The sequence below is a fragment of the Pseudomonas sp. B6001 genome (assembly GCF_013386015.1).
GTDB lineage: Bacteria > Pseudomonadota > Gammaproteobacteria > Pseudomonadales > Pseudomonadaceae > Aquipseudomonas.
Genome location: NZ_JACAOX010000025.1, coordinates 59,723 through 73,631, shown reverse-complemented (window position 1 = coordinate 73,631; position 13,909 = coordinate 59,723). Strand labels below are relative to the sequence as shown.

Sequence of the window (13,909 nt, the reverse complement as noted above, 5' to 3'; positions counted from 1 at the left end):
TCGGCGACGATACCTTGCAGCAGGTTCAGCCAGTGAGCGGCCAGGCGTTCGATGGTGCCAGTGTCGAATAAATCAGTGGCATAGGTGAATGTGGCGGCCAATGCGCCCTGGGTCTCGTGCGTGCCAAGGGTCAGATCGAATTGCGCCGTGTGCGAGCTCCAATCCAGGCTCTCGACATGCAAGCCTGGCAGTTGCAACGCTTGGGCGGCATCGCCGCTCTGGTGATTGAACATCACCTGGAACAACGGACTGTGGCTCATGTGTCGGTCCGGTGCGAGGGCTTGCACCAATTGCTCGAACGGCAAATCCTGGTGAGCCTGGGCGCCCAGCGAAGCCTGCTTGACCTGCGCCAGCAATTGATCGAAAGGCATTGCCCCCTGAATCCGCGCATCCAGCACCTGGGTATTGACGAAGAAGCCAATCAGGCCTTCGGTTTCAAGACGGTTGCGGTTGGCCACCGGCACGCCCACGCGGATGTCCGACTGGCCGCTGTAACGGTGCAGCAATACCTGGAATGAGGCGAGCAACAGCATGAACAAGGTGCAGCCTTCGCGCTGGGCCACGCGCTTGAGGCGTTCGGTCAGCCCGGCATCGATGGCGAGGTCCAGCCGCGCACCGCGGTAACTCTGCACCGCCGGACGGGCGCGGTCAGCAGGCAAAGGCAGCACTTCACCGCCATCACCCAGGCGTTCGGTCCAGTAACCCAATTGCCGCGCAAGCTCGCCGGCTTCCATCCATTTGCGCTGCCAGATCGCATAGTCGGCGTATTGAATCGGCAGCGCCTGCAGGTCCGGCGCCTGGCCGGTGCTGTGGGCAGCATAGAGTTTGACCAGGTCGTGAACCATGATCTGCGCCGATGCGCCGTCACAAATGATGTGGTGCTGGGTGAGCACCAGCACGTGGTCGTCCGGTGCCAGTTGCAACAGCTTGACCCGCAACAGCGGGCCCTGCTGCAAGTCGAACAGCGCAGTGATTTCAGTGTCAATCAACGCCTTGAGCGCTGCGGCGTCCGGCACCGCTTCCAGCACCACCGTCGTGACCGGCAGGCTCAGGCATGCGTGCGCAACCTGCAGCGGCCCTTCCGGCCCGTCGACAAACACCGTACGCAGCACCTCATGGCGCTCCAGCAATGCATCGAAGCTGCGCTGCAACGCCGGCACGTCCAGTGCACCGCGCAACCGCAGCGCCGTCGGCACATGGTAGGCCGCGCTGTGAGGGTCCAATTGCCAGAGGAACCACTGGCGCTCCTGGGCGTAGGACAGGCCGATATGCTCGAACTCGTCACGCATCGCCGGAATCGGCAACGCGGCAAAACTCATGTTTTTGCTGTGCAGCTTTTGCAGGAACGCTTGCCGTTGGGCGAGCGGCAAACGGATGAATCGCTGAACCAGAGACAGGTTATCGAGCTGAGTCATTTTCAAAGGGTCTCCAGGTCTGCCAGGAAGTCATGCATCTCACTCAAGTCTTCGCTGGAGTGAGGTGTCAGGTGCACCGCCAGTTGCGCGGCGTACTCCGACAGCGATGGGGTTCGAAATAAAAGGTCCAGGGGCACGGCTGCGCCTTGCTCCATTTGCAGGCGGGCTGTCGCTTGGGTCGCCAGCAGGGAATGCCCGCCCAATTCAAAGAAGTTGTCGTCGCGCCCTACCCGCGCAAGCTTGAGCACCTCTTGCCAGATCTGTGCGACGCTCTGCTCAAGCGCCCCTTGCGGCGCCACATAGGCCCGCAGCAACTGATTGGCGTCGGGCAGCGGCAAGGCTTTGCGGTCCAGCTTGCCGTTGGGCGTCAGCGGGAAGCGCTCAAGCAGCATCCAGTGCGCCGGAATCATGTAGTCCGGCAGGTCGCAGGCGAGCCGCGCCTTCAGCTCGTCGCGCAGCGCCACCAACGACTGCGCCTCGGCCGCCTCAGTACCGGCCGCAATCAGGTAGGCCACCAACTGCGTGCCACCCGGCCCTTGCTGAGGCACCACCACCGCCTCGCGGATCGCGTCCTGCGCCAACAGGCACGCTTCGATCTCTCCCAACTCGATGCGAAAGCCACGAATTTTCACCTGGTGGTCTGCCCGGCCGATGTACTCGATCACACCGTCGATGCGATGTCGCGCAAGGTCACCGGTGCGGTACAGCCGTGTGCCATTGCCAAATGGATCCGGCAGGAAGCGTTCGGCGGTGAGCGCCGGCCGCTCGTGGTACCCGCGCGCCAGGCCATCACCGCCAATCAGCAATTCACCGATCAACCCGACAGGGTTCGGCGCGAAGTGCTCGCCGACGATGTACAGCGAGGTGTTGGCAATCGGCCGGCCGAGGTAAGGCAAGCGCTTGTCTGTGGTCAGTGGATAAGCCGCCGACCAGATCGTGGTTTCCGTGGGCCCATAGAGGTTCCAGACCGGGCCTGCGACCGCCAGCAAGCGCTCGGCCAGGTCCTCGGCCAATGCCTCGCCGCCACACAGGCATGTGCGTCCGGCAAGACGCTCGGCCATGGGATGCTCAAGCAACATGCGCCACGTCGACGGCGTGGCCTGCACGATACTGACCTGCTGCTGTTCGATAATCCCCAGCAATGCTTCAGGGTCGTGGGCGCTCTGTTTGTCCACCAGCACCACGGCCGCACCGCTGAACAGCGCGCCGTACAGTTCCAGGCCGAAAATATCGAACGAGAAGGTGGTCAGCGACAGCAGGCGGTCACTTGCCTCGATGCCTGGTTCGCGGGCCATGCTGGCAACGAAATTCACCAGGGCACCATGGCGTACCATCACACCCTTGGGCTTGCCGGTAGAGCCCGAGGTATAAATGGCGTAGCACAGGTTATCGCCGTCCACCGACACCTGCGGATTGGCCGCCTGTTCAGGGCTGACCGATTCATCCATTGCACTCGCCAAGACGGTGTGCACCCCTGCCGGAATCGGCAACTGGCGCAGCAACGATGCCTGAGTCAGAAGCAACTGCAACCCACTGTCTTCAATCATGTGGGCCAGGCGATCCACCGGATAGTGCGGATCGAGCGGCACGTAGGCGCCACCGGCCTTGAGGATCGCCAGCAGCCCGACGATCATGTCCACCCCACGCTCAAGGGCGATACCCACCGGTTGGTCAGCGCCGACACCGAGTTCAATCAAACGATGCGCCAGGCGATTGGCCTGGGTATTGAGTTGAGCGTAGGTCAGCGCCTGATCAGCAAACAGCAGCGCCGTGGCATCCGGCGTCTGCCGTGCCCGCGCCTCAAACAGACGATGAATGCAGTGCTCGCCCGGGTAGACGCTTGCGGTGGCGTTCCAGTCCTGCAATTGCTGGCGGGTTTCACTCGGGTCCAACAGCGTGAGGTCACCCAGTGGCCGTGCGGCATCGCTGCTCATTTGCAGCAGAAGACGCTTGAGGTGCACGCCGATCTGCTCCACCGACACAGGTGTGAAGCTCGCACATTGATAGCTGAACTGCACGGTCAGCTCGGCGCCCAGGCCCACCAGCAGGGTCAGCGGGTAGTTGGTTTGCTCCAGATTGCCCACGGCACCAAAGCGCAGACCCTGAGGCGAACCTTTCTCCAGGGCTTCTGAAATCGGATAGTTCTCAAACACCAGGATGTTGTCGAACAGCGCTTCACCACCCTGCCCCGCCCAGCGCTGGATATCGAACAACGCGGTGTGCTCGAAGTCCCGCAACGCCAGGTTCTGCGCCTGGACGCTGTGCAGCCAATCCCCCAGGCTCTGCTCGGAGCGCGGGCTGGCAATGACCGGCAAGGTGTTGATGAACAGGCCAATCTGTTGCTCGACGCCTGCCAGGTCCGCCGGGCGCCCCGACACGGTTGCGCCGAAGGCGACGCAGGACTTTGCGCTGTAACGCTGTAACAGCAACAGCCACGCAGCCTGGACCACAGTGTTGACGGTGACTTTCGCCTCTCGGGCAAAGTCGCCCAGACGGCGCGTTTGCTGCTCATCGAGGTGCAGGTGGTGGTGAGCGTAAAGGTGGTGGTGAGCGTAAAGGTGGGTGGCGATGCCCTGCGCCGGACGGGCAAACATCTGCGCCAGGCGAATCGGTTCATCCAGGGCGTGCAACTGCTCCTTCCAGAACGCTTCGCCGAGCGATGCGTCCTGCCGCTTCAGCCACGCGATGTAATCACGATACCGGCCAACGGGTCGTGCCACGGTTTCTGCGCTGTAGTGCTGTAACACTTCGCCGAGCAACTGCGCGCTGCTCCAGCCATCCATCAGGATGTGATGGTTGGTGTAGATCAGGTGATGACGATCAGTTGCCGTGCGTACCAGTACCAGGCGCATCAAGGGCGCGCAGTTCAGGTCCAGGCCTTGGGCGCGCTCTTCATCGGCCAGGGTTTGCAGTGCCGCATCCCGATCGGCGTGACCGCTCCAGTCGAGCACACGGAACGGCACCTGCACTTGACGCTGTACCACCTGCATCGGTTGTTCAAGATTGCCTTGCCAGATGAACCCGGTACGCAGGATGTCATGGGCATCCACCACGGCTTGCCAGGCCGCGCGGAAGCGTTGCGGATCGACGCCATCGATATCCAGGCGCATCTGGTTGATGTAATCGCCATTCCCCTGTTCGAGCAAGGTGTGGAACAGCATGCCCTGCTGCATCGGTGACAACGGGTAGATGTCGTCGATGCCTTGAGGTTCGAGCACCAGCGCATCGAGTTGGGCCTGAGAAAGTTGCGCCAACGGGAAATCCGACGGCGTCACTCCCCGGTTGGGGTTGTCGCAGCAATGGCCGATCAGCGCCGTCAGTTCTTGCACATAGTCGTCGGCCAGGCGCTGGATGGTCGCGGCATCGAACATCGCGCCGCTGTAGGTCCAGCTCAGGTCCAGTTCACCACCGAAGACTTTGCTGTTGAGCGCCAGCGGGTTGCCGAGCGGCCCCTGCAGGTTGACTTCTTCACCGCCGGATTCGCCGGTCGGCACAAACAGGGCGTCGTCGGCGGTATCGAAGCTGGCGTCGAACTGACCGAGATAGTTGAAGGTCAGGCACGGTAGCGGCAAGGCTTGCAGAGACTCCCGAGTCTGTTCATCGCCCAGGTGCGCCAGTGCGCCGAAGCCGATGCCCCTATGCGGAATTGCCCGCAGCTGCTCCTTGATCTGCTTGAGCGACCCAGCGAGATCCGCAACCGGCGACAGCCGCGCCGGGAACACGCTGGTGAACCAGCCCACGGTACGGGTCAGGTCGATGTGCTCGAACACGTCTTCGCGACCGTGCCCCTCAAGCAACACCAACGCATTGTCGTCACCGGTCCAGCGCGTTATCACCCGCGCCAGCGCGGTCAGCAATACGTCGTTGACCTGGGTGCGATAGGCCGCCGGCGCATCCTGCAACAGCTGGCGGGTCAGGGCCCGGTCCAGCTTGCTACGAAAGGTCAGGGCCTGATCATGTTGCTGCCCGCCGTTCGGACGGTCATACGGCAAGGCTGGCGAAGCGCCCTGCAACTGTTGTTGCCAGAAACCCAGCTCGGCCTGCAGCGCAGGGGTTGTGGCGTAGCCCTGCAATGCCGCCGCCCAGGCCTTGACCGCACTGGTCCTGGCCGGCAACTGCACACCTGCGCCTGAAAGGATTTGCCGGTAGGCGTTCTGCAGATCCTCGAACAGAATCCGCCACGACACGCCATCGACCACCAGGTGATGGATAATCAGCAACAGCCGTTGAGTGCCGTCCGCCAGGTTCGCCAGCACCGCGCGTATCAGCGAGCCGCCGTTCAATTGCAGGCTGCGCTGGGCTTCGTCACCCAGTGCCTCAAGGGCTGCGAGGTCCGCGACCTCCACTGGCCACAGAAGCGTTTGATCCGTGTGCGCCGCGACGTCACGGTAGTGTGCCGACCAGCCGTCAGCCCGTTCGACGAAATCCAGGCGCAAGCTGTCGTGATGCGCCACCAAAGCCTCCAGCGCCTGCTCCAGTGCGTGTGCATCCAGTGCCTGCGCCGGCTTGAGCATCACCGACTGGTTCCAGTGGTGACGATCGGGTATTTCCTGAGCGAAGAATTGCTGATGAATCGGCAACAGCACCGTGGTGCCGGTTGCCGGTCGCTGATCGATCGACGGCAGCGTCTCACCGGTCTGTGCGACCACGGCCAGCGCCTGGATGCTCTGGTGCTGGAACAGGTCTTTGGGGCTGAAGCGAATCCCCGCCTGCCGCGCACGGCTGACCACCTGGATCGAAATGATCGAATCGCCACCCAGTTCGAAGAAGTTGTCGCTGATGCCCACCTGCCCAAGCTTGAGCACGTCTTGCCAGATCGTCGCCAGTTGCTGCTCCAGCGCGTTGCGCGGAGCGACGTAGGCTTGTTGCAGTTGACTGACATCCGGTTTGGGCAGGTTCTTGCGATCCAGCTTGCCGTTCGGTGTCAGCGGCATGCGTTCCAGAGACAAGACATACGCCGGCACCATGTGCGCCGGCAATGAAGCCTGGAGCTGCGCACGCAGGTCTTCGCTGAAACCGGCACGGGTTGAATCGCCGACCACGTAAGCCACCAGGCGCTTGCCGCTACCGGCGCTGCCTTCCTGGGCCACGACCACCGCTTCGCGCACACCCTGAAGGGCTTGCAGCGCCGCTTCGACCTCACCCAGCTCGATGCGGAAGCCGCGAATCTTCACCTGATTGTCGATACGATCCAGATAGTCGAACGTGCCGTCGGCGCGCTGGCGCACCAGGTCGCCTGTGCGGTAAAGCAGGCCGCCAGCGGCGCTGAACGGGTCAGCGACAAAACGCTCGGCGGTCAGCCCCGGTCGGTTGAGGTACCCACGGGCCAGGCCGGTGCCCCCCAGATACAGCTCACCGGCCATGCCTTGGGGCAACAGGTTCAGGTCGGCGTCGAACACATAGGCGCTGCGGTCACCGATGCGGCTGCCGATCGGCGCGTAGGCAGCACCGCACGGCACCTCGCGACCGGCCTTCCAGATCAGCGGGGTGACCACGGTTTCGGTCGGGCCGTAGCCGTTGATGATGTAGTCCGGATCGAGCGCACGCTTGACCCGCTCGAAACTGGCGTTCGGCACCGCGTCACCGCCAAAGCAATAGATGCGCACCTTCGGTGGATTGCCGACGCGCTCGGCATGTTCGGCCAGTTGTTGCAGGTACACCGGCGGGAACGCGACCACGGTCACGCCGTGTTCGATCATGGCGTTGTAGGTCTGCTCCGGCGTCCACAGCGTGTCGTCGCGAATCAGCAGCGAAGCCCCGTGAGTCAGGCTGGTCAGCCAGCGCTCGTGGGCACCGTCGAAGGCGAACGACATGAAGTGGAACTCACAGTCGCTGTCGCGCATTTCATAGCGCTGGCCGATGGCCTGGCAATGCATGGCCAATGGACCGTGGGCAACGCTGACGCCTTTCGGATTGCCAGTGGAGCCGGAGGTGTAGATCACATACGCAAGGTTGTGCGGGTCGAGCTGCACCGAGGGTGCCTTGATCGACTGCTCACGCAGATCAAGACGGTCCAGCTCCAGCAAGGGTACCGATTCGGCAACCGGCAACTGCGCCGACACCGACGAATCGCTGATCAGCAGCGCCAGCCCCGAATCCTCGATCAGGTAGGCCAGGCGCTCGCGCGGGTAGAGGGTGTCCAGCGGCACATAAGCGCCGCCGGCCTTGAGCACCGCCAGCAACGCCACAATTACCGACTCGCTGCGCGGCAACGCCACACCCACACGGGTTTCAGCGCCAACGCCGCGGGCGATCAGCGCGTGGGCCAGTTGGTTGGCGCGCTGGTCGATTTCACCGTAGCTGAACTGCCGATCGTTGAAAATCACCGCTGTGCGTTGCGGGCGCTCGGCCGCCAGGGTGGCAATGCGCTGATGCACGCCGATGTCCACCGGGTACGGCTGTGGATGGTTCTGCGCTTGCTGGCGGGCCTGTTCGTCGCGGCTTGCCAGGGCGATTTCACCCAGGTTGCGTTCTGCCGACTCGGCAAACTGCTCAAGCAGTTGCAGCAAATGCGCACTGATGCCTTCGACCACCTCGCTCGCGAATTGGCCGCGGTCGAAGCTGTAATGCAACGCCAGCTGCCGGCCGAGGGTCACCGCCACGCTCAGCGCGTAGTGCGTCTGCTCCAGGTTGCCCACATCGCCGAACACCAGCCCCTGCCCGGCCTGGCTCAGCGCCTGGGCTACCGGATAGTTTTCGAACACCAGGATATTGTCGAACAGCGCTTCACCGCCCTGCCCGGCCCAACGTTGGATGTCCGCCAGCGGCGTGTGTTCGAAGTCACGCAGGCTGAGATTCTGCGCCTGTACCGTTTGCAACCATTGGCCGACGCTTTGATCGGGACGCGGTGCGCCGATCACCGGGAGGGTGTTGATGAACAGGCCGACCTGTTGCTCGATGCCCGGCAAGTCCGCCGGACGACCGGCCACGGTCGCACCGAACGCGACTGCTTCGTGTCCGGTATAGCGTTGCAGCAACAGCAGCCACGCGGCTTGCACGAGGGTGTTGACGGTGATTTTCTGCTGGCGGGCAAACGCTTCCAGCGCCTGGGTGCGTTGCTCGTCCAGCGTCAGGTAATGGTCGCCGTGACCGCTCTGGCGCTCGCCAGCGGTGGCCGCGCGGGCCAGCCGGGTCGGCGCTTGCAGCGCGGCCAGTTGTTCGCTCCAGAAGTCCTGGCTCAACTGGCCGTCCTGACGTTGCAGCCAGGCGATGTAGTCGCGATAACGGCCGCCGGCATTCGCCGGTGTGCGGCCGCTATAGCGCTGCAATACTTCGCCGAGCAACTGCGAGTTGCTCCAGCCGTCCATCAGGATGTGGTGATGGGTGTAAATCAGGTGCCATTGGTCACTGCCGGTCTGCACCAGTACCAGGCGCAGCAGGGGCGCACAGGCCAGGTCAAACCCTTGCGCTCGCTCGGCATCGGCCAGCGCCGCGAGGGCCGCCGGCTGATCGTCACGGGCCCGCCAATCCAGGGTGGCGAACGGCAGTTGCACCTGCTTGTGCACGATCTGCAGCGGTTGCGCCAGCTCGCCCTGCCAGACGAAACCGCTGCGCAGGATGTCTTGCGCATCGACGGTGGCCTGCCAAGCGGCGCGGAAACGCTCGGGATCCAGGCCCTGCACGTCGACGCGCAACTGGTTGATGTACTCACCCGCCGCCTGTTCGTACAGGGTATGGAACAGCAACCCTTGCTGCATGGGCGACAGCGGATAGAGATCGTCGAGCTGGCCGGCCGGCACCGGCAGCGCATCCAGTTGCGCCTGGGTCACCCGCGCCAGCGGGAAGTCCGATGGCGTGGCTTGCGCGGCCGGCAAGGTGCAGCAGTGTTCGATCAGTGCATGCAGCTCGCTGGCATAGCGGTCCACCAGTTGCTGCACGGTCGCGCTGTCGAACATCTCGCGGCTGAAGCCCCAGCTCATCGACAGTTCGCCGCCATAGACCTGGCCTTCAACCGTCAGCCAGTTGGCCAATGGTGCCGCCAGATCCTGTGCCACACCGCTGGTTTCGGCAGACGGCACAAACAAGGCCGCGTCGTCGAACTGACGGTCGAACTGGCCCAGGTAGTTGAAGGTGATCCGCGGTGGCGCCAGTGCCGCCAGCTCGGCGCGTACTGCCGGGGACGCCAGATGACGCAGCACGCCATAGCCCAGGCCTTTGTCCGGCACCGCGCGCAGTTGCTCCTTGATCGACTTGATCGAACCGTCGAGGTCATCGCGGGCGGTGAGGTTGACCGCGAACAGGCTGGTGAACCAACCCACGGTGCGACTCAGGTCGATGTCATCGAACAGGTCTTCGCGGCCATGGCCTTCAAGCTCGATCAGCGTGCCTGCCTGACCGCTCCAGCGACTGATGGTGCGGGCCAACGCGGTGAGCAGCAGGTCATTGACCTGCGTGCGGTACGCGGCGGGCGCCTGTTGCAGCAACTGACGGGTCCGTGCTGCGTCGAGTCGCCACTCGATTTTTTCACCCTGCGCATTTTGCAGGCTGGCGTCAGGTCGGTCGCACGGCAGATCCTTCGCATCCTGATGCTGGGTTTTCCAGTACATCAGTTGTTCATCGAAGCGCTGCGCTTGCTGTTCGAGCCGCGCAGTCCAGTCCTGGAATGCACTGGTTTTCGGCGGCAGCTCAATGCCGCCGCCTGCCGCCAATTGTTCGTAAGCCTGCTGCAGATCTTCCAGTAATACGCGCCAGGACACACCGTCGACCACCAGGTGGTGAACGATCAGCGCCAGGCGCTGGCTGCCATCGGCCAGCGTGACCAGCAAGGCTCGCAACAGCGGGCCGTTTTGCAGGTCAAGGCTGCGCTGCGCCTCGTTGCACAAGGTATTCAGGTGCTCCGCCGACTCGGCATCGCGTAGCCACAGATCAGCGCTTGCCACTGGAGCATCGTGGTTTTGCTGCCAGCCCTCGGTGCTTTCGGTAAAACGCAGGCGCAAGGCATCGTGGTGATTGATGATGTGCGTCAGCGCTGTATCGAGCCACTGCACATTCAAGGCCTCACGGGGAGTCAGCAGCAGCGATTGGTTCCAGTGTTCGCGCACCGGCATCCCGCGGCTGAAGAAATGCTGCTGGATCGGCCCGAGCACGGCATCACCGCTCACCGGCCCCTGATCCACCGCCGAGCGTTTATCGAGGGTGGCGACCAGTGCCAGGCTGCGCACGGTCTGGTACTGGAACAGGTCACGCGGGCTGACGCGGATGCCGGCCTGCCGCGCACGGCTGACCACCTGGATGGAGATGATCGAATCGCCGCCCAGCTCGAAGAAGTTGTCTTCGAGGCCGACGCGCTCAAGACCGAGCACATCCTCCCAGATCGCCGCCAGGGCTTTTTGCAATGCATCCTGTGGCGCCACAAACGCCTGCTGCGGCGCAGCTTCCGGCAACGGCAAGGCCTTGCGGTCGAGCTTGCCGTTGGCGGTCACCGGCAATTTCACCAGCGGCATCAGGTGGGTGGGCACCATGTATTCCGGCAGGCTGTTCAACAGCCACGCCTTGAGCTCCGGTTGCCACAGCGTGGCAGGCTCGCCTCCCTCCAGCACCAGGTAAGCAACCAACTGTTTGCCCCCCTGCACCAGCACCACGGCCTCGCGCACCAGCGGGTGTTGCATCAGGCGGGTCTCGATTTCACCCAGCTCGATACGCAGGCCGCGCAGCTTGACCTGATGATCGAGGCGGCCGAGGTATTCGATCACACCGTCGGCGCGCTGGCGCACCCGGTCGCCGGTCCGGTACAGCCGCGCGCCGTCATTGAACGGGCACGGCACAAAACGCTCGGCGGTCAACGCCGGGCGCCGGTGGTAACTGCGGGCCAGCCCGGTGCCACCGAGGTAAAGCTCACCGCTGACGCCTGCCGGCACAGGGTTGAGTTGCGCGTCGAGGATGTAGGTTCCCAGATTGGCAATGGGGCGGCCGATGGGCACGCTGTCGGCACCTTCGTCGATGCAGGTCCAATGGGTGACGTCGATGGCCGCTTCAGTCGGGCCGTAGAGGTTGTACAACCCGGCGCCCGGAAGCTTGGCGAACACCTGCAACTGCGCATCCAGCGCCAGCGCCTCGCCACTGCATACGATGCGCTTGAGGCTGGCGCAGGCCTGCACGCCCGGCTCGTGGATAAATGCCTGCAGCATCGACGGTACGAAGTGCAGCGTGGTGATAGCGTGCTCGCCAATGGTCTCGATCAGGCGAGCCGGCTCGCGATGCTCGCCGGGTGCTGCGACCACCAGCCGTGCGCCGCTCATCAACGGCCAGAAGAACTCCCACACCGACACGTCAAAGCTGAACGGGGTTTTCTGCAACACTGCGTCGCTGGCTTCCAGGCCATAAGCCTGCTGCATCCAGCACAGGCGGTTGACCAACGCACGATGGCTGTTGCCTGCGCCCTTGGGCTTGCCGGTGGAGCCGGAGGTGTAGATCACATAGGCGAGGTTCAGCGCGTGCACGTTGACGGCCAGAGGCTCGCGGCCGTAATCGTCGAGCCAGCCTTGTGCCTGGTCGAGTGCGATGACGTTAATGCCGTCGACCGGCAAGGTCGACAGCAGGCTCTGCTGGCTGAGCAGCAGCCCGATGCCGCTGTCTTCGATCATGTAAGCCAGGCGTTCGCGGGGGTATTCAGGGTCCAGCGGGACGTAGGCGCCGCCGGCCTTGAGAATCGCCAGCAGGCCGACCACCATTTCGATGGAGCGCTCGATGCAGATCCCCACCAGTACGTCCGGGCCAACACCCTGCTCGCGCAGGGCATGGGCCAACTGGTTGGCGCGCGCGTCGAGCTGCGCGTAGGTCAACTGCGTCGCGCCGAACACCAGGGCAACGGCGTGCGGAGTGCGTTGTACCTGGTCTTCGATCAGGTGGTGGATGCCACGTTCGGTCGGGTACGTTTCGGCCGTCTGGTTCCAGTCATGCACCAGCACGTGCTGCTCTGCGGCGGCGAGCATCGGCAGTTCACCGATGCGCTGGCTGCCATCGGCGACCATCGCCTGCAACAGGCTGAGCCAGTGCCGGGCCATGCGCTCGATGGTGGCGGCGTCGAACAGGTCATTGGCATAGGTCAGCGCGGCGTGCAGGGTGCCGGACTTCTCGTAGGTGTCCAGGCTCAGGTCAAACTGGGTGGTACGGCCTTGCCATTGCACCAGGGACAGTTCAAGCCCGGAGGCGGTGTTGACCGCGGCGATGTCCGCCACTTGCGGCTGATGGTTGTACATCACCTGGAACAGCGGCGTGTGGCTCAGGCTGCGCTCGACTTTCAAGGCTTCTACCAGGCGTTCGAACGGCAATTCCTGATGGGCCTGGGCGCCCAGTGCGTGTTCCTTGATGCCTTGCAGCAACTCGTCGACGCGGGTTTGCCCGGTCAGTTCGGTGCGCAACACCTGGGTATTGACGAAGAAACCGATCAGCCCTTCGACTTCGCTGCGGTTGCGGTTGGCAATCGGAACGCCAACCCGAATGTCGCCCTGCCCGGTGTAGCGATGCAGCAGCACGTTGAACGCGCCGAGCAGCAACATGAACAAGGTCACATTGTGTTTTTGCGCGCAACTGCGCAACTGCGCAGCCAGCGCCGGATCAATCGCAAAGTCATGCCGGGTGCCCTGGTAGCTGGGCATCGCCGGGCGTGGATGGTCGATGGGCAGTTCCAGTACCGGGTGCTCATCTCCCAGGCGTGCCTGCCAGTATTCCAGCTGACGAGCCTGCTCGCCGGCCTCCAGCCAGCGGCGCTGCCACAGGGCGTAGTCGCTGTACTGGATCGGCAGGGCCGGCAGTTGCGGCGGCTCGTTGCGCTCATGGGCGTCGTAGCAGCGAATGAACTCGTCGATCAGCACGTTCATCGACCAGCCGTCGGACACGATGTGGTGCAAGGTCAGCAGCAGCACGTGTTCCTGCTCGGCCAGCTTGAGCAATTGCACCCGCAGCAGCGGGCCGTTGGCCAGGTCGAAGGGCAACAGCGACTGACGGGTAGCGGCCTGCATCACCGCCTGCTCACGCTCGGCGGGTGCCAGGGCGCTGAAGTCCAACTGTTCGACAACCAGCGGCGACTGCGCGGCCACTTGCAACAGACGATCATCCGCCTGGCGCTGGAACACCGTGCGCAACGTCTCATGGCGGGCCACCAGGCTGGCGAACGCCTGCTCGATCGCCGGCAGGCTCAAGGCGCCCTTGAGCCGTACCGCGCCGGGCAGGTTATAGGCGCCACTGGCCGGGTCCAGTTGCCACAGAAACCACATCCGCTGCTGCGCATAGGACAGCGCCTGCCGGTCCTCGGCCTCCACCCCTGCCGGGATCGGAAACCGGGAAAAATCCACCCCTTCCTTGTGTAGCGCCTGGAGGAACATCTGGCGTTTTTCCAGGGGCAACCCGATAAACCGGCGAGCAAGTTTCAAGGAGTCTTCAGCGTTCATTTCTTGGGATCCGGGGCAATAGGCAGGAAGCACAAAGGCACGTCGTCCCTATAAAACGAATCCGGAAGGGAAAAATTAGCGGGGATTGGGGGCGCAGACCACGGT

2 protein-coding genes are annotated in these 13,909 nt (G+C 63.6%); both read right to left on the bottom strand.

Annotated elements, in window-relative coordinates:
- The coding region (locus HX821_RS25655) for a condensation domain-containing protein (protein ID WP_256344238.1) at nucleotides 1–1,415 on the bottom strand (1,415 nt) is incomplete at its 3' end.
- Between the two features lie 2 nt (nucleotides 1,416–1,417).
- Nucleotides 1,418–13,804 carry a non-ribosomal peptide synthase/polyketide synthase gene (locus HX821_RS25650; protein ID WP_177036750.1) on the bottom strand — a complete coding sequence of 4,129 codons (12,387 nt, stop codon included), beginning with the start codon at nucleotides 13,802–13,804 and terminating at the stop codon, nucleotides 1,418–1,420.
- Between the last annotated feature and the right edge of the window lie 105 nt (nucleotides 13,805–13,909).

Coding starts and splice junctions, on each gene's coding strand:
- HX821_RS25650 (WP_177036750.1), bottom strand. CDS start 13,804: ATGAACGCTGAAGACTCCTTGAAACTTGCTCGCCGGTTTATCGGGTTG.